Origin of the sequence: Pseudoalteromonas sp. ASV78, assembly GCF_047806705.1 — a bacterium.
Lineage (GTDB): Bacteria > Pseudomonadota > Gammaproteobacteria > Enterobacterales > Alteromonadaceae > Pseudoalteromonas > Pseudoalteromonas prydzensis_A.
Window position 1 is genome coordinate 3,501,296 of record NZ_JBLOPA010000001.1, and the last position, 18,627, is coordinate 3,519,922.

At 37.6% G+C, this 18,627-nt stretch carries 15 protein-coding genes; all 15 read left to right on the forward strand.

The window, feature by feature from the left end; genetic code table 11:
* Nucleotides 1–120: 120 nt before the first annotated feature.
* The 15 genes from rfaH to ACMVDV_RS16015 all read left to right on the forward strand — a co-directional run bounded on the left by rfaH (nucleotide 121) and on the right by ACMVDV_RS16015 (nucleotide 18,614).
* Nucleotides 121–609, forward strand: coding sequence for a transcription/translation regulatory transformer protein RfaH (gene rfaH / locus ACMVDV_RS15945; RefSeq protein ID WP_416158769.1), 489 nt, complete (start codon nucleotides 121–123; stop codon nucleotides 607–609).
* 1,057 nt (nucleotides 610–1,666) lie between these two features.
* Complete coding sequence (locus tag ACMVDV_RS15950) at nucleotides 1,667–2,785, forward strand: polysaccharide export protein (RefSeq protein WP_416158770.1); 1,119 nt, start codon at nucleotides 1,667–1,669, stop codon at nucleotides 2,783–2,785.
* A gap of 8 nt (nucleotides 2,786–2,793) precedes the next feature.
* Complete coding sequence (locus ACMVDV_RS15955) at nucleotides 2,794–3,228, forward strand: low molecular weight protein-tyrosine-phosphatase (RefSeq protein ID WP_416158771.1); 435 nt, start codon at nucleotides 2,794–2,796, stop codon at nucleotides 3,226–3,228.
* A gap of 14 nt (nucleotides 3,229–3,242) precedes the next feature.
* The gene (locus tag ACMVDV_RS15960) at nucleotides 3,243–5,477 is read left to right on the forward strand and encodes a polysaccharide biosynthesis tyrosine autokinase (RefSeq protein WP_416158772.1); all 2,235 of its coding nucleotides are present in this window, start codon (nucleotides 3,243–3,245) and stop codon (nucleotides 5,475–5,477) included.
* 743 nt (nucleotides 5,478–6,220) lie between these two features.
* The gene (locus ACMVDV_RS15965) at nucleotides 6,221–7,462 is read left to right on the forward strand and encodes a nucleotide sugar dehydrogenase (RefSeq protein ID WP_416158773.1); all 1,242 of its coding nucleotides are present in this window, start codon (nucleotides 6,221–6,223) and stop codon (nucleotides 7,460–7,462) included.
* 173 nt (nucleotides 7,463–7,635) lie between these two features.
* On the forward strand, nucleotides 7,636–8,877 hold the full coding sequence (locus tag ACMVDV_RS15970; RefSeq protein ID WP_416158774.1) for an O-antigen polymerase: 1,242 nt from the start codon (nucleotides 7,636–7,638) through the stop codon (nucleotides 8,875–8,877).
* Nucleotides 8,870–10,243: a lipopolysaccharide biosynthesis protein gene (locus ACMVDV_RS15975; RefSeq protein ID WP_416158775.1), complete on the forward strand. Its 1,374-nt coding sequence runs from the start codon at nucleotides 8,870–8,872 to the stop codon at nucleotides 10,241–10,243. The genes ACMVDV_RS15970 and ACMVDV_RS15975 overlap by 8 nt, the downstream gene beginning before the upstream one ends.
* Nucleotides 10,194–11,129, forward strand: a complete 936-nt coding sequence (locus ACMVDV_RS15980; RefSeq protein ID WP_416158776.1) for a hypothetical protein — start codon at nucleotides 10,194–10,196, stop codon at nucleotides 11,127–11,129. Before ACMVDV_RS15975 ends, ACMVDV_RS15980 begins: the two co-directional genes overlap by 50 nt.
* 89 nt (nucleotides 11,130–11,218) lie before the next feature.
* A complete protein-coding gene (locus ACMVDV_RS15985) occupies nucleotides 11,219–12,220 on the forward strand; it encodes a glycosyltransferase family 4 protein (RefSeq protein WP_416159105.1) in 1,002 nt (333 codons plus the stop codon).
* Nucleotides 12,221–12,258: 38 nt separating this feature from the next.
* Complete coding sequence (locus ACMVDV_RS15990; protein WP_416158777.1) at nucleotides 12,259–13,416, forward strand: glycosyltransferase family 4 protein; 1,158 nt, start codon at nucleotides 12,259–12,261, stop codon at nucleotides 13,414–13,416.
* Nucleotides 13,413–14,009, forward strand: a complete 597-nt coding sequence (locus ACMVDV_RS15995) for a sugar transferase (RefSeq protein ID WP_416158778.1) — start codon at nucleotides 13,413–13,415, stop codon at nucleotides 14,007–14,009. The genes ACMVDV_RS15990 and ACMVDV_RS15995 overlap by 4 nt, the downstream gene beginning before the upstream one ends.
* On the forward strand, nucleotides 14,002–14,628 hold the full coding sequence (locus ACMVDV_RS16000; RefSeq protein ID WP_416158779.1) for an acetyltransferase: 627 nt from the start codon (nucleotides 14,002–14,004) through the stop codon (nucleotides 14,626–14,628). Before ACMVDV_RS15995 ends, ACMVDV_RS16000 begins: the two co-directional genes overlap by 8 nt.
* Nucleotides 14,629–14,667: 39 nt before the next feature.
* A complete protein-coding gene (locus ACMVDV_RS16005; RefSeq protein ID WP_416158780.1) occupies nucleotides 14,668–15,843 on the forward strand; it encodes a DegT/DnrJ/EryC1/StrS family aminotransferase in 1,176 nt (391 codons plus the stop codon).
* A 163-nt stretch (nucleotides 15,844–16,006) separates the two neighbouring features.
* Nucleotides 16,007–16,390 carry a four helix bundle protein gene (locus ACMVDV_RS16010; RefSeq protein WP_416158781.1) on the forward strand — a complete coding sequence of 128 codons (384 nt, stop codon included), beginning with the start codon at nucleotides 16,007–16,009 and terminating at the stop codon, nucleotides 16,388–16,390.
* A 268-nt stretch (nucleotides 16,391–16,658) separates the two neighbouring features.
* Entirely contained in the window at nucleotides 16,659–18,614 is a 1,956-nt protein-coding gene (locus ACMVDV_RS16015) for a polysaccharide biosynthesis protein (RefSeq protein ID WP_416158782.1), read from the forward strand.
* Nucleotides 18,615–18,627 lie beyond the last annotated feature (13 nt).

Below are 18,627 nucleotides of genomic sequence, written 5' to 3' on the forward strand. Positions count from 1 at the left end.
ACTTGAAAAGTTTTAATGGGGTTTTTATAGACACTACCCTAAAGTAGCACGTATAATCCCCCGCGTCTGAAATAAGAATCTGCGTTTCTTAGACGAAAAGTCACTATTTTAGGGATTGATATGGATAGTTGGTACTTATTATTTTGTAAATCGAGGCAAGAAGCACGCGCCCAAGTTAATTTGCAAAACCAAGGGATTGAAGCTTTTTTTCCTCAGCTACAAAAACAACAGCTAATTAACGGTCGTCGTATTGTTAAACAATCTGCTGTGTTTCCTAATTATTTATTTGTTCGCTTAAATCCCCACACAGGCAACTTTGCTGCGGTAAAAAATACCCGTGGTATCAGTGGTTTTGTGTCGTATGGTGCATCGTATCAATTAGTACCTGCACAACTTATCAAAGAATTAAAAAATTTCGAGCTAGCTCAAGATAGTAATAATTTACCGCAACCCGGTGATTTAGTGTGCCTAAATAATGGTTCATTTAAAGACGTACAAGCAATATTTAAAGAGCCTGAGGGCGACATGCGCAGTATATTGTTAGTCAACCTACTCAATAAACAAATAGAAATGAGCGTAGATAACTGCGACGTAAGAAAAGTAGGTTAAAAGTTAAAGGTTAAAGGCACTAGGAAAACAAAGGTACTAGGATCTAGCTCCTAAAACCTAGTACCTGTGGTTCCAAATGTAGGAGCCGGCTTTAGCCGCGAAAGATTTTAAGTGATTTATTCACAAAGAGGTTAAGAGGCGCTGCGCTTAAGAGAAAAAGAAAGATTAAAGGTGCTAGGAAGACAAAGGTACTAGGTGCTAGGTAAGTGACTAGGACCTAGAGCCTAAAACCTAGCACCTATGTTTTAAAGTGTAGGTGGAGCTTTATACCGCGCTGTTTATAAAATTCATGGCTAAAGCCATTTCCTACAGGATTTAAATTTATCGTAGGAATCGGCTTTAGCCGCGAAAGATTTGACCTTTCATCTTTTGCGTTAAAACTGATGAACCTAGAACCTGAATTTTACAATTTGAATTAAACTGACCAGAACGTAGGAACTGCAACCTAGGGGCGGAAGCGTGTCTAAAGAGATAGGTTCTAGGGAAGTGACTAGGTGCTAGAGCCTTAACATAGGTGAGTGGCTTTCCACCGTGTTTTAAATACAGTGCGGTGTTTGTGTGTCAGCAAGCTTAACGCCTACGGGGTTAAGGTTATTCTCGGTGTTTAATTAATCACATGTAGGCGAGTGGCTTGCCACTGAAGCGAAAGAGGTTGCAGCGATGCTAGCGTCATTAATTAAAATCAGAAAAGGTTGTATTAAAGAGACAGAGCCTAATTACAATATTGATGAACCTAGAACCTAGAACCTAGAACCTAGAACCTAGAACCTAGAACCTAGAACCTAGAACCTAGAACCTAGAACCTAGAACCTAGAACCTAGAACCTAGAACCTAGAACCTAGAACCTAGAACCTAGAACCTAGAACCTAGAACCTAGAACCTAGAACCTAGAACCTAGAACACTAAATTAACAAAAAAGTTAACTGCTTGCACACTAAACGTGCAGTCAACCTTGCGAAGCAAGGGTAGCCATGCTTTAATTAGCCAGCAAAAATAACAGCAAATTATTTAAAATAAGCTGAAAGTTTTAGAATTTAATATTATTTGGGAATTAACAATGGCGCTAAGCTGTAAAACACTTGTAGCATCACTCACGTTGCTAACAATGACAGGTTGTACAATCATCCCCGGTAGCCATTTCGAAGGAATCGAATCGGGTGAACAAACAAAAAACCTAGAACAAGACCTTGAAAAAGTAAATATTCAAATTATTGACTCATCTTTAATTAGCCTGCAAAACCAAGCGCGTAAAAAAACGAAGCCACCTTCGAGCCTTGATGGTTTAAATGTTAGTGATTATGAATACAAACTCGGAGTAGGTGACGTACTTACCATTGGTGTATGGGATCATCCAGAATTAACCATACCAGCAGCTGTTCAGCGTACCGCTGAATTTGACGGTTTCCGTGTGCAAGCAGACGGTACAATTACCTATGCCTATGCACCAAATATTCAAGCAGCAGGTAAAACTGTACAACAGATACATGCAGAGTTAGTTAAGCGTTTAAGTCGCGTAATTGAAGATCCGCAAGTTGATATAAAAATTGTTGGTTTTAGAAGCCAAAAAGCATACGTAACAGGTGAGGTTACCAAACCAGGTGTGTACCCAGTAACTGAAACTCCACTTACATTGATTGATGCCTTAAACCAAGCCGGTGGTTTAACCGCGGCGGCTGATTGGCGTACCGTTACTTTTACCCGTGGTGATAAAACCGAAATTATTAAACTTGATGACTTTTATGCCCATGGTGATATTTCACAAAATCGTTTACTACAACACGGCGATATAGTGCACGTAAATCGTAATGATTTACAAAAAGTGTTTGTATTGGGCGATGTTAAACGCGCAGGTACAGTGGGGGTTAATCGTTACGGTTTAAACTTGGCGCAAGCGCTTAGCGATGCTGGTGGTTTAAACGAAAACACCGCCGATGCAAATGGTGTGTTTGTACTACGTAAACGTAATTTAGAAACCGACGGTGTAATTGCCGATGTATATCAGTTGCATGCAAAAAATGTAGCAGCGTTAGTATTAGCCGAGCAATTTGAACTACAACCGCATGATATTGTATATGTAACATCAGCACCACTTGCTCGTTGGAACCGCGTAATAAGCTTATTACTACCGTCAATCGCGACGGTTGATTCAATTGATGACCTAGCTGCAACAAACTAAGGATTACGATGTTTGATTCTATCTTAGTGGTGTGTGCAGGTAATATTTGCCGCAGCCCAACAGCTGAATACGTATTAAAAAGTAAATTAGTGGGTAAAAATATTAAAGTATCTTCGGCTGGTTTAACGGCTCTTGAAGGTAAAGCTGCTGATGCAACTGCAAAGCAAGTTGCGGCGCCGCACGGTATCACTATGGAGGAGCATAAAGCTAGGCAGTTAACATCAAGTCTAGTTGCACAAAATAGTGTTATTTTAGTGATGGAACAACGCCACTTAACTGACCTTTGTAGTCGCTACCCAGAAGCACGCGGTAAAACCTTTTTACTCGGTAAATGGTTGGGCGATAAAGAAGTGCCAGATCCATATAGGCAGAGTCTTGAAGCGTTTGAACACGTTTATGCATTAATCGACAGCGCCTGTAGCGCTTGGCAAAAGTATTTATAAGGATAGGCTAGTACATGAATGCTCAGCCCACTGCGTTAGCAGCAAACAAACAAAATAATGAAACACAAGCAAGCCAAGAAATAGATTTAATGGCGCTGTTAGGCGCATTAATTGATCGTAAATATTTTATAATTGCCTTAACAGCAGCATTTATGGCTATTGGTGTAATTTACGCGGTGTTTTCGACCCCGGTATACCAAGCGACGGCCATGATCCAAGTTGAAGAAAGTGGCGGCTCAGTCCCTGGTTTTGATGACATGGCAGGTATGTTTGAAAGTACCTCAGCCGCAGTTACAGAAATTGAGCTACTTAAATCACGTTCAGTAATTGGTGAAGCGGTTGATACATTAAAGCTTGATGTAATAGCTGAGCCAAAATTATTCCCACTTATTGGTAGTCGTGCGTTTCGTAATTTCAGCCCGATGAATGCAGGTGAATTAGCAGAGCCTAGCTTTGGTGCTAGTTCATACGCATGGGGTGGTGAAAGTATTGATGTATTTAGGTTTGATGTACCACGTTCTGCGATTGGTACAGGGTTTACATTAATAGCTGAAGAAAATAATAATCTATCGTTATTAAATGGCGAAGGCGAGCAAATATTAACAGGTAAAGTTGGCCAAGAACTCACCAATGGTAAATTTAACTTAACAGTTCGTAGTTTAAATGCCCGTGTGGGAACTGAGTTTACAATACTACGTAAAGACCGCCTAAATACCATTTTAGATTTACAAGCTGCTATTGGCGCCAGTGAAAAGGGTAAAGACTCAGGCATTATTAATTTAAGCCTGCAAAGCGAAAAACCACATTACGCTGAAAAAGTACTCGATAAAGTAGCGGGTATTTATGTACGCCGTAATGTTGAGCGCAACAGTGCTGAAGCGCAAAAATCCCTTGAGTTTTTAGAAGTACAGCTACCAGAGATCAAAAAGCAGCTAGAATTTGCCGAGCAACGCTTTAACGACTACCAAATACAGCGTCAGTCAATCAATATTACCCTTGAAACTCAGGGAGTGCTTGAGCAAGTAGTTAAGCTTGAAACTAAACTACAAGAACTTGAGCTAAAACGCTTAGAATTAGGCCGTAAGTTTAAAAAAGACCACCCAAGTTACCAAGGTTTAATTGAGCAAATTAGTGCGGTTAATGAGCAGAAAAAAGCACTAGTTGGCGAGGTAGGTAACCTACCAGAGACGCAACAAGAGCTGCTGCGTTTAAGGCGCGATGTTGAAGTAAGCAACCAAATTTATACGTTACTACTTAGCAAAACCCAAGAGCTCGATATAGTACGCGCTGGCACTGTTGGTAATGTACGCGTTATTGACTACGCCGAGGTTAATACTTCAAAGCCAGTGAAGCCTAAAAAAGCCTTAATTGTGGTGATGGCGACAATGCTGGGTGGCATGTTAGCTGTGGCCATTGTATTGGTACAAAAAGCCATGCATAAAGGCGTTGAAGATGCCAACGACATTGAAGCAATTGGCCTACCTGTTTACGCCAGCGTCCCGTATTCAGATTATCAAGAAAAACTCACTGGGTTTGGTAAAGCCCGTAAAGGTAATAATAAAGCTAAATCAATATTAGCCCTTGATAACCCAGCCGATTTATCAATTGAGGCTTTGCGCAGCTTACGTACTAGCCTACACTTTGCGATGATGGAAGCTAAAAATAACCTAATTGCCATTTCAGGCCCAAGCCCAGGTGTAGGTAAATCATTTGTATCAGTTAATTTAGCGGCGGTATTGGCACAAAGTGGTAAAAAAGTACTGATCATCGATGCCGATATGCGAAAAGGTTACCTACAAACCCAGTTTGGCATAAAATGGGACGATGGCCTAAGTGATTACTTATCAGGGCGGTTAAACCTTGAACAAGTAACTAAGCCAACCGCAGTTGACGGGTTAAGCGTAATTACCCGCGGGCAAATACCACCAAATCCATCAGAGCTATTAATGCACAGCAACTTTAGTAAGTTAGTTGCAGAGGTAAGCGCAGCATACGATATAGTAATTGTAGATACGCCACCTATTTTAGCGGTAACCGACCCAGCAATTGTTAGCGCCCACACCGGTACTACCTTGTTAGTAACCCGCTTTGGCCAAAACCATATTAAAGAAATAGAGCTGACCCGTAACCGCTTTGAACAAAACGGCACTGACGTTAAAGGTGTAGTGTTCAACGGTGTGGTTAAAAAAGCCAGTAATGCCTACGGCTATTACGGTTACTACAACTACGAATATAAAAGTGATAAATAAAAAGTAGCAGCGGGTTTACCCCGCGACAAAAAGGTAAAAGATTAAAGGAACTAGGTTCTAGCTCCTAGCGCCTTTGGTTTCAAACGTAGCAGCGATTTTATATCGCGACAAAAAGGTAAAAGGTTCTAGGATAGTGACTAGAACCTAAAACCTCGCACCTATGTCTTAAAACGTAGGAGTCGGCTTTAGCCGCGAAAGGTTTAAGTTATTTAGTAACTAGGACCTAGGGGCTAAAACCTAAAACCTAAAACCTTTGGTTTCAAATGTAAGCGAAGCTTTATGCCGCGCAGTTGTAATTAAGAATATACACAAATAAGCTAAGAGCGGCATTGCGTTAAGAGAAGTTGTAAAGCATACGTTAATCTCTTCTCGTTTACCCTCGCTCACTTATTTTTGTGTAAATGGTTTATGTTGGTCGGGCTTTAGCCCGAAAAATAGGAAGGTTCACCACAGAGGGCTCGAAGATTAAAGGTACTAGGTGAAAGGCAAAAGGAGCTAGGACCTAGATCCTAAAATCTAGCACCTATGTCTTAAAACGTAGGAGCGGGCTTTAGCCGCGAAAGACTTTAACCTTCTACCTTAAAACTGATTAACCTAGAACCTAAAATTTGACACCGTAATGCAACACAGTAGCGTTACCCTGATAGCTGATAGCTGATAGCTGATAGCTGATAGCTGATAGCTGATAGCTGATAGCTGATAGCTGATAGTAATTTAAATTTAACATCAAGAGAGTATTAAAAATGCACGATTCATTAACGGACCTAAAGATTGGCATCATAGGTTTAGGCTACGTAGGCCTCCCATTAGCAGTTGAATTCGGTAAAAAATTCCCGGTTTTAGGTTTCGATATAAATCAAGGCCGAATTGCGCAACTACAATCGGGCCACGATTCTACACTTGAAGTAAGCGACGAAGAGCTTAAAGAATCTCCGCATTTAAATTATTCTTGTACAGTATCAGACCTTGAAAGCTGTAATGTGTATATTGTCACCGTACCAACCCCTATTGATGAACATAAACAACCTGATTTAACGCCGCTTATTAAAGCCAGCGAAATGCTAGGTAAAGTGGTTAAAAAGGGCGACATTATTATTTATGAGTCAACTGTATACCCAGGTGCGACAGAAGAAGAATGCTTGCCTGTAGTTGAACGAGTGTCAGGCCTTAAGTTTAATCAAGACTTTTTTGCCGGCTATTCACCAGAGCGTATTAACCCAGGTGATAAAGAACGACGTGTAACTAATATCTTAAAAGTAACTTCAGGATCTACTCCTGAAATTGCTGAGAAAGTAGATCAACTTTATAAATCAATTATTATTGCTGGTACACATAAAGCAAGTTCAATAAAGGTAGCGGAAGCGTCAAAAGTGATTGAAAATGTTCAGCGTGACGTTAATATTGCTTTAGTGAATGAGTTACATCAGATATTTGAAAAACTGGGAATTAACACTAAAGAAGTAATAGAGGCTGCAGGAACAAAATGGAACTTCATGAAGCTACAACCAGGTCTGGTTGGTGGTCACTGTATAGGTGTTGATCCATACTATTTACTTCATAAATCACAAACATCAGGCTATGTTCCAGATTTAATGCGTAAAGCCCGTGAAATTAACGACTTTATGCCAACTTATATTGCACAGGATTTTTTAAAGAAATTAATTAAAAAGAAAATAAACCCAGTTGATTGTAAAGTTGCTTTGCTAGGTTTTACTTTTAAAGAAAACTGCCCAGATATAAGGAATACCAAGGTATACGATTTGTACTTAGCTTTAACTGACTTGTCATTAAGTGTAGAGATAATTGACCCATGGGCAGATTCTGAGGATGTATATAAAGAATATGAAGTTAACATATTAGAAACATTTAATGTGAACGAATATGACTCTTTTATTCTTGCCGTTGGGCATTCAGAATTAATTGATATTTGTTTGAAGTTACCTGACGGTAAATATTTGTATGATTTTAAAGGTCTCACTTTATAATTATGGCTGTTTTGCTGTTTTGCTTTACGCTGCTTCCACTTTTTTTTCTAGGAAATGCGGCGTATTCCCTGCCCATATTTTTAACGATAACTTTAAATTTTTTGGTTTTCAAGTTTTACGTTATATACCGAAAAAGCCTATGTCCTTTTGAGCCTTGGGTATGGTTCTCTGCAATGTTTAGTTTGTTATCCGTTAATTCAATATATCTAATTTCTACAAGATTTGAGTTTGCTGAGCACAATTTATTTAATGAAGGTGATGCTATTAACCTTCTCAATTACTCATTAGTATACTTGATATTTTCATATTTATTATTTTCCATTGGATACTTCTATGTAAGAGGAAGTCATAAGGTAAAAATTAATTTTAATGAAGGGGTAATAAGAAATATAGACTCTAGAGTATTGTCAATCTTGATCTACGCAGGTATTGCTCTTGGGGCTGTGAATTTTATTTACAATAGTATTAGTTATAACAGCGGGAATGTATTTCAATTATTACTAGATTTTGGTGCAAGAAATCATAGAGCTGATGATATTGATGGTTATACTATTTTAGGTTATCAGTTTTTACTAGGTGCTGTGTTTTTATACATAATTAAAGCAAAGAGAATTAATGTTAGCCTCGGGCTCTCTTTTTATTTGATGTGTTTCTTCACGTTTATGTTATTTATATCAACAGGGCGTATTTTTAATACGCTTTCTACTATGGCAACTGTTTTTGTTTTCTTTTATTTTTTATCCACAGAGCAATTAAGAAATAAATTTATCAATTATTTACCATTTGCAGTATCAATTGGTACTTTTCTTTGCGTCTCTTTGTATGTTTTGAGAATAGCAAGCAACCAATCATATATAGACTCTGGTGGTTGGGGTATGACTGAGTGGCTTGCTAGCATAGGTACTTTACTTGGAGATGTTGCGCACTTAATTATTGGTAAAGGAAATATCCCAAATATTCCTGCTCTATCAACGGTTATTTTTTATTATGGTAATTATGAAGATTACCTTTATGGTGAATCATTTATTTACTGGAGTTATGCGTTTATACCTAACGTGGAGATTGAGTATCTCGGTCACTCTATAAGTGACAAGTGGTATCCATCAAATGTAGGAGGTATCCCACCTACTATTATGGGAGAGTTATACGCGAACTTTGGCCCTGTTGTAGGAGTTTTTGCTTCTTTCTTTTTAGGAGGTGTATTTTCCTTGATTTATAAACTTTGTTTTACGAAGGGAACTTACATTGCTCTGATTATATATTCAGCTTTATTGTTCAGGTTCTTTTTTATAGTTCCAAAAGTGGAATCGGCAGCCTTGTCAAACGCACTTTGGTTGGTGATTATACCTGTAATCTATGTATTCATGGGGCTAATTATAACAGCTATTTTACCTAAAAAGCCGGTTTATGAATAAAGTTTTAAAGTTATTAGGAGGGAGTGCGTTTCTAGCTTTAGTTCAATTTTTGACTATGCCTGTTATATCAAGACTATTTTCAGAAGAGGCACTTGGCAACTATATATTTTTTGTTTCTTTGTTTAGCGTCTTGGCCATTTTTTTTACTGGCAGACTTGATTTGCATCTGTTACAGGTAAAAAATTATAAATCTCTTTTTTTTGGTGGTGTTGTATTATCGAGTGTAATATTTAGTATTATCCTTATTGCTACCATTTTTTTTGCTTCAAATGTATATGTATACAGTGTTCTCTCTGGCTGGATAGTTTCTGTTAGTAGCTTTTTTTATTACTTGTCTTTGAAAAAAAACCATTTGAATTTAGTTTTTTTTTCCAGGCTTGGCCAAGGTGGTGTTTTTTTTGCCTTAGTGTTTCTTTCCTACTTTATTAATATTAGTGAACAATTAATTTGGATTGAAATATTTTCGAGGCTGATTGTTTTAGCCATTTTTTTTATCTATTTTGTTAAGCCGAGTAGTTTTGATTATCTAAGGGATGAAAGCGCTATAAATAGTGATTTAATATTTACAATAGAGCTACTTAATAAATATAAAGTGTTTTTTCTTACTGCCTTGTTAGGGGCACTTGCAATACACTTAAACGTTTTTCTATTTAATTTCTATTTATCTGCTTACTTTGTAGCTATGTATTTTTTCGTTTTTAAAACGCTCTCTATGCCTGTTTCTTTAGTATCTAAACCTATTAGTGATACATTATTAAGTGAAGTAAATAACTGTAAATCTAAAGGTGAGTCAAAAAATATATTAGTTTTATACCTCAAACACATTACAATTATGTCAGTCGCTGTGTACTTATATGTATTCGTTAACGCCGACTTACTTTTTACAACCTTGTTTGGAAGTACTTGGCAAGAGATTGGCTCAGTGGGTAGATTGTTATCTTTAGTTATGATGTTTTGGGCTTTTGTTACACCATTATCTTCAATGCTTTTTTATTGTAATAAGCAAAAGACAGGGTTGTGTATAACTTTTTTAGATATTGGAATTAAAGTTTTAGCCATTTGTTTAGGGCTTTTATTTTCTGATGAATTTATTACTCTTAAGGCATACGTTCTTTTGACATCACTGCTTTATTTTAGTACTCTTTGGCGTATTTTGTATTATTTTGATGTATCTATTTTTATATTTATTAGATGCTTTTTAAAGTGTCTACTGCTTTTTTCTGTGTCTATCACTTCTTTTTTTTACGGTTTGGAAAAGCATCATCTACTATTAATCTCTTCTTTAAACGTTGTTATATACTTTATCTGGTTTTATCATGTCATATTTTATAATAGGTTCAAAAAATTGGCCAAAATGGCTTTCTGATAGTTTTAACCGCTTTGGTATACAATCTAATTACTTAGAGTACGTATCACTTTCGGCTGTGTTTAAGCTTCTTCATTTTAAAAGTGATACTTTAATTCGTGTAGGTTACAGAGTAGGTATCTTAAAACTACATTGCATTTTACTAGATTTATACTGTTTTGCCTTTTCATTAATAAAAAATAAAAAAGTTGTTGTTTATTGGACAGGCTCTGACATTCAAAGAACACAAAAAGCAGTTGAAAGCTCTTTTTATAGCTCTTCTATGTTAAAAGTATTTGCTGGTAAGAGGTTTTCACATATTACAGCTGCGCCATGGCTAGTAGATGAGTTAGAGAGTATTGGTATTAGTGCTAAGTTTCTTCCCTTTCCTGTGGATTTAAAAAAGCCGTGCTCTTTTAGAAAACGGGAAAAGTTTGAAGTGTTAACTTATATACCAGACTCTAATTATAGTAATTATCATGGCGAAACAGTGATCCAATTGGCAAAAGCGTTACCAGATGTAGCCTTTAAAGTAATGGGTGGTAATGGGGGGTGGGTTAAAGAGCATCTAAAAAATCTAACGTTTTTGGGTTGGGTTACTGATACAACAAAACTTTATGCTGAAAGCATCGTGGTCTTAAGGGTTGTTGAACATGATGCGATGGGCGGAACTGTTAGAGAAGCATTAGCCAATGGTTGCTATGTTATTTACACTTTTCCCCATGAGCATACAATTAATGTAAGGCCTGATTTCCAAGATGTATTAAACAACATAGTTAAATTAAAAAGAAGCTATTTATCAGGCGACATAAATATAAATGACAGCGCAGTAACTTGGGTCAATAATACACTTGATGAAAGTATCTTGGTTACCAGATTAATTGAAAATATAGATGGGGTTAAATAGTGAAAATTCTTCATTTTTGTTCTTATTACCATAGCTCTAGAGTTTTCGAAAATCTATTTAGCAACCTCGTTCGAGAACAAATAATATTTGTGCCTCAGCAATTTAGGTTAAGGAAGGTAAATGAGGACGCTGACAACATAATACATAGTAATGTATTAAGTATATTTACTCGGCTTAGTTTTTTATTGAAATTGTGTCTAGTCCTTACTTCTGCTATAAGATGCTTGAAAAAGTTTGTAAATGAAATCACCTTTGTGCATGCGCATACTATTTTTTCAGATGGTATTTGCGCTTATTTATTCTCTATTATATTCGATAAAAAATTGATACTAACAGTAAGAGGGACTGATGTTAATTTAGGGTTTAAATTTTTTTGGCACTATAAATGGCTTGCAAAGCTTGCTTTACGTAAAGCCTGTAAAGTTATATTTATCTCTCCCACGCACAGGGTATTATTCAAGTCTTACTTTGGTGATGAATTTGATGACAAGCTAATAACTATTCCAAATGGAGTTGATGAATATTTTTTAAAGAAAGTCTTAAACCAGAGCGAAAGAGTAGATGACGGAGTTGTAAAAGGTGTTTATGTAGGTGCAGCTTTTAGAAATAAAAATATTAAAAATGCAATCATTGCTTTTTTTAGAGCAAATAAACAAAGTGATGCTCTATTCTACATTATTGGTTGTACTTATCGAGATTACGTTAATGTTTATGGTGAAATTGATCCTAAAATAAAAGCAAGGGTTTCTTTTTTAGGTCATTTAAGTAAAGAGTGCATATTAGATTACCTTAGAATGTCTAATTTATTTGTAATGGTCTCAAAAAGTGAGACTTTTGGGTTGGTTTATATAGAAGCTATTTCTCAATGCTTACCTATAATTTATAGCCAAGGGCAAGGTGTTGATGGTTATTTTAACGATGGTGATTATGGTTTCAGATCAGATCCAAATGACATTGAGTCAATTACCCACGCGATAACTAAAACTTTAAGTTTCTTCCCACTTGGATTAGGCCCATTTGATGTTAATCCTGCAGAAGGTTTTTCCTGGTCAAGCATTGCTTCGAAGTACAATAGCGATATTTACAAATGAAATTATTATATTTACATCAGTACTTTAAAAAGCCCTCTATGAATGGTGGAATTCGTTCTTACGAATTTGCAAAGCGACTTGCAGTTTCAGGACATGAAGTTGTAATGATTACATCTGATAATGAGAATAAATTTTCTGGTTGGAAAGTTGAGAAGTTAGATGGTTTTGAGGTGCACTGGGTATCGGTTAAATATGACAATAGTTATGGGTTTTTAAAGCGCCTTTGGGCTTTTATTAAGTTTTTAGTACTTGCGAGTATTCATATATGCACCTTGAAGAGTGATAAGCTTTTTGTCACTAGTACCCCATTAACCGTTGCTATACCAGCTCTTATATATAAATTAGTTAAGAGAAAGCCTTATGTTTTTGAGGTAAGAGATGTTTGGCCTGAAGTTCCAATAGCTTTAGGTATAATTAAAAACAAAGTTTTAATACAAGTTGCCTTTCTACTAGAAAAGCTGGCTTACAAAAATGCAGAACATATAGTTGCTCTTTCACCAGATATGAAAAATAGCGTACTTGAGCGATGTGGTAACGCCACTGTTACTGTGATCACTAATGCAGCTGATTGTCATTTGTTTAATTTGTCATTACCTAGTAATGATGTATTTTTACGAAAACTGAATAAAATTAAAGAAAATCACAAAAAAGTTGTTTTTTATACTGGAGCCTTTGGCTTAGTTAATAATCTACGTAGCTTTATTAAGCTATCTTCATTTTCAGATGGTGAAATTGGATTTGTTATTATTGGTCAAGGTAAAGAGGAAGGTGAGTTAAAAGAATATGCTAAGGAGCTTTCGGTATTAGATAAGAAGCTTTATTTTTTACCTAGTGTAAACAAAAATCAACTTTCATTTGTGCATAGTACCTTTGATATGGCAACTTCTACTGTTTTACCAATAGACGCTCTCTATGCAAATTCTGCGAATAAAGTTTTTGATGCTTTCGCTGCAGGAACACCATTATTAATTAATCATGATGGTTGGATTAAAGAGTTAATAGAAAGATCTAAATGTGGACTTGCAATCAGTAACGATCCAACAGTAGATGATTTTTATACTTTAAGAGGTTTTTTGTTCTCTGAAGAGCGGTATAATGAGGCTTGCGAGGCTTCATTAACTCTTGGGCAGAATGAATATAACAGAGAGAGGCTATTCGAAGAGTTACTCTCAGTGATTGAGGTAGAAGCTGAATGAAACGCCTTTTTGATTTTTTAGTAGTTCTATGTGCAATACTCACTTTATTACCAGTAATTATTATTGTTGCTGTGCTTATTCATTTTAAATTGGGCTCGCCTATTTTATTTACTCAAGACCGCCCTGGTTTGAATGGTAAAATTTTTAAAATGATGAAGTTTAGAACCATGCTCGATGGCAAAGATAAGCAGGGTAACTTACTGCCAGATAATGAGCGTATGACTAAGTTTGGTGCTTTTTTACGCTCTACAAGTTTAGATGAACTACCCGGTTTGTTTAATGTGTTAAAAGGGGATATGAGCTTAGTAGGGCCAAGGCCACTGCTTGTGCAATATTTACCGCTTTATAATAAACAACAAGCGCGTCGCCATAATGTACGACCTGGAATTACTGGTTGGGCACAAGTAAATGGTCGTAATGCAATTAGCTGGGAGCAAAAGTTTAAATTTGATGTTTGGTATGTTGATAACCAAAGTTTTTTGCTCGACTTCAAAATATTATTACTCACGGTTAAAAAAGTTTTTGTTCGTGAAGGCATCAGTGCTGACGGGCATGTAACGATTGATCCGTTTAAAGGTTCTAATAATGACTAAAGAGTTAGCCATAGTTGGCGCAAGCGGGCATGGTAAGGTTATTGCCGATATTGCCGAGCAGCTTGGCTTTGTTGTTAAATTTTATGATGATGTCTACCCAAGTAAAACCCACATTGAGCATTGGCCAATACAGGGTACATGTGCTGACTTAGTTGCTTTAAATAATAATATGAGCGTTGTTATAGCCATTGGTAATAATACAATACGAAAAGACAAAGCATTGTTATTGCAGCAACATGGCTTTAGCCTTATTTCATTAATTCACCCAACCGCAGTTATTAGTCAATACGCTGCAATAGCCGAAGGGACAGTTATTTTTGCTGGTGCTGTTATTAATGCATTTGCGAAAATTGGTGTTGGTTGTATTATCAACACAGCTGCAGTTGTTGAGCATGATTGTATTATTAGTGACTTTACCCATATTTGCCCGAATGTGGCTTTAGCTGGTGGAGTTACAGTTGGTAGTAAAAGCTGGGTTGGTATTGGTAGCCAAGTAAAACAGTTAGTGTCAATTGGTAACAATTGTTTGATTGGTGCTGGTAGTACAGTTTTAAAAAATATACCTGATAATGTAACTGCGTTTGGTTCTCCTGCAATTGCAAAAGCAAGTAAAGCATAATTTTTATCTCATTTTCTATATAAGATTAATAGGAACATCATGTTAAACACCCCATTTTCTCCTTGGCCTAGCTTCACTACTGATGAGGCCGATGCTGTAAGCCGCGTAGTTTTGTCAAATAAAGTTAATTACTGGACTGGCATTGAAGGTCGCGAATTTGAAAAAGAATTTGCCTCTTGGGCAGATAGCGAGTACGCAATCGCACTTGGTAATGGCACTTTAGCGCTTGATATAGCGCTTAAAGCGTTAAATATAGGGGCGGGTGATGAAGTAATTACTACGCCGCGAACTTTTTTAGCGTCTGCCTCAAGTATTGTTACTGCGGGTGCTGCGCCTGTATTTGCTGATGTTGATTTAAATAGCCAAGCGATTACTGCGGCCAGTATTAAAGCGGTACTTACACCAAAAACGAAAGCCGTTATTGTTGTACACTTAGCGGGTATGCCTGCTGAAATGGACGACATAATGGCACTCAGTAAAGAACATGGCTTTTATGTAATTGAAGATTGCGCACAAGCTCATGGTGCAAAATATAAAGGTAAATCGGTTGGTAGTATTGGCCACATTGGCGCATGGAGTTTTTGCCAAGATAAAATTATGACCACTGGCGGCGAAGGCGGCATGGTAACCACTAACTCAAAAGAGTTATGGTCAAAAATGTGGAGTTATAAAGACCACGGTAAAAGCTTTGATGCAATTTATAACCGCGAACACCCACCAGGGTTTAGATGGTTACACGAAAGCTTTGGTACTAACTGGCGTATGACTGAAATGCAAGCGGTACTTGGTCGTATTCAATTAACCCGCATGAACGATTGGACAGCAAAACGCCAAGCCTATGGTGCACAACTTGATCAAGCTGCTGCTAGCTTTAGCTGTATTCGTTTAGTTGAGGTTCCTAACTACATTGAACACGCAGAATACAAACATTATATGTTTATTAAGCCTGAACAATTAGCTAACGGTTGGGATCGTGACCGTATTATTAACGAAATTGTTGAACGAGGTGTCCCTTGTTTTCAGGGGAGCTGTTCAGAGGTTTACTTAGAAAAAGCCTTTGATAACACCCCTTGGCGCCCTGAAAAACGCCTGCCTAATGCTGTGGAACTTGGCGAAACATCACTTATGTTTTTGGTTCACCCTACACTTACTGTTGCAGAAATTGCAAAAACAACAGAGGTAATGAAAGAAGTTTTTCAGTTAGCGAGTAAGTAAAAGGTAACTAGGTTCTAGGGTAAGAAACAGGTTCTAGGAAGACACTAGGTGCTAGGGAAAAAACAGGTTCTAGGGTAAGTAACAGGTTCTAGGGAAGAGACTAGGGCAGTGACTAGATGCTAGGGAAGTGACTAGGGACTAGGAAACTAAAGAGGGAAGTTTTATGCAATTTGAAAAACTGGATGTTTGGAAAAGAGCTTCTCGGTTAGCTTGTGATATTTATAAAGTTACTAAAGATTGTAAGGATTTTGGGTTTAAAGATCAGGTTACGCGTTCAGCCGTTTCTATCCCCTCTAATATAGCGGAGGGGATAGAGCGCGAAACTGCAAACGATGAATCTCGGTTTTTATATTATGCTAAAGGCTCTGCTGGTGAGTTAGTTACGCAACTTTATATTGGAATAGAAATAGGTTTTATAGCTAAAGATGAGGGCTTAAAGTTAGTTGCTGAAACAAAAGAAGTTGCAGCAATGATCGCGGCGTTAATAAAGCGCAGAAAGGGCTTTGTTAAAGAGCTAGAGCCTGATTATGATATTGGTAGCTCCTAGCTCCTAGCTCCTAGCTCCTAGCTCCTAGCTCCTAGCTCCTAGCTCCTAGCTCCTAGCTCCTAGCTCCTAGCAATAATTACATTTAAAAACAATGATTAATGATTATGTATTAGTTTGTGGCAGCGAATGGGGTTATCAGCTATAATTCATAAAATTTTAACAATCGTTAAGCTTGCTGTCAGGTTCGCCTGATAGCATGGTGCCACTGCTATGAGCAAAATTTTAATACAATCTGCATTACGTCGAATGCAAAAAAAGGGAACTTGTTGTGGATAATTACATTCGCTCTATATTAAATGCATCGCGCGCAACAAAACGCGCTATTACCTTATTTATTGATTCGTTATTTATTATTTCAGCCTTTTGGCTTGCCTTAATCGTTCGCTTAGATAGTTTAGCGCCATTTAGCAAAGCCGATAATTGGTTGTTACTTGCCTTGTTAGTACCTACTAGCCTTTTCGCATTTATTAATCTTGGTTTATATCGTGCCGTATTGCGCTATATGAACTCGCAAGCGTTGTGGGCTATTGTTTTAGGCACTTTTATCACAACTGTTAGTTTGGTGTTGCTTGCCTTTTTTATGGGTATTGAAATCCCCCGTACTATGCCTTTTATTTTTGCTTGGCTGTGCTTACTTACTGTGGGTGGAGCACGTATTTTGGTACGTGCAATGATAGGTAAACTTACTACTGCTAATAAAGAGTCGGTTATTATTTATGGCGCAGGTTCTGCAGGTAGGCAGCTTGCAACTGCGCTTGGTGCGGGGCCTGAATATTATGTTCGTGCTTTTATTGATGACGATGTAACCAAGCAAGGTTCGATCGTGCAAGGGATTCCGGTAATAAACTTTAAAGATATTTATGAACTTATTAATAAAGGCAAAGTTACTAAAGTATTGTTAGCACTACCAAGTGCCAGCCGCGCGCGCCGTAAAGAAGTACTCGCCCAACTAGAACCGCTCACAATTAAAGTGTTATCTATCCCTGGTATGGCTGATGTAGTAGAGGGGAAAGCACAGCTTTCTGAATTTAGAGAAGTTGAAATTGAAGATCTATTAGGCCGCGATCCTGTAACACCAAAACCCGAGCTAATGGCTGCCAACATTACTGGTAAAATAGTCATGGTGACTGGCGCCGGTGGTTCTATTGGTTCAGAGCTTTGCCGTCAAATTGTTAGGCAAAAACCTAAAAAATTAGTGTTATTTGAAATATCTGAATTTGGTTTATATTCAATTGAAAAAGAGCTATGTGAATATATAACTCACAATGCTATCGAGTTAGAATTAATCCCTATTATGGGTTCTGTACAGCGCATTAACCGTATTGAAACAGTGATGATGGCGTTTGGTGTACAAACGGTTTATCACGCTGCTGCTTATAAACATGTGCCTTTAGTTGAGCACAACGTGGTTGAAGGTGTTCGTAATAACGTATTTGGTACTTATTACGCTGCCAAAGCCGCGGTAAATGCTAGGGTTGAAACTTTTGTATTAATTTCAACAGATAAAGCTGTACGCCCTACCAATGTAATGGGCGCAACTAAACGTATGGCAGAGCTTGTGCTACAGGGTTTAGCGCAAACCAAAGGTAAAGGGCACCGTACGCGTTTTTGTATGGTGCGTTTTGGTAATGTGTTGGGCTCAAGTGGCTCTGTGGTGCCGTTATTCCGCAGACAAATCAAAGAGGGTGGGCCAATTACCCTGACTCACCCTGATATTACCCGTTTTTTTATGACTATTCCCGAGGCTGCACAATTGGTTATTCAAGCCGGTTCCATGGGTAAAGGCGGCGATGTATTTGTGCTTGATATGGGGGATTCGGTAAAAATTAAAGACCTTGCTAGTAAAATGGTACGTTTGTCCGGTTTTGAGGTTAAAGACGAAAACAATCCTCATGGTGATATTGAAATAAAATGTACAGGCTTGCGGCCCGGCGAAAAACTTTATGAAGAGCTATTAATCGGCGATAACGTGGGTGAAACACCGCACGAGCGTATTATGACTGCAAATGAAGCTATGCTCCCATTACCAGAACTAAATGTGTTTTTAGAAGCCTTTGATATTGCTTGCCATAATTTTGACCACGAAATGATACGCCAACTATTACTTGATGCCCCAACTGGCTTTAACCCTACCGATGGTATTTGTGATTTGGTATGGAATGCTAAAAAAGGTGCACAGCTTGAGAATCAGCCTCAAGCGAATGTAGTTAATTTGAAGGGTTAGAGGAAGGTTAAAG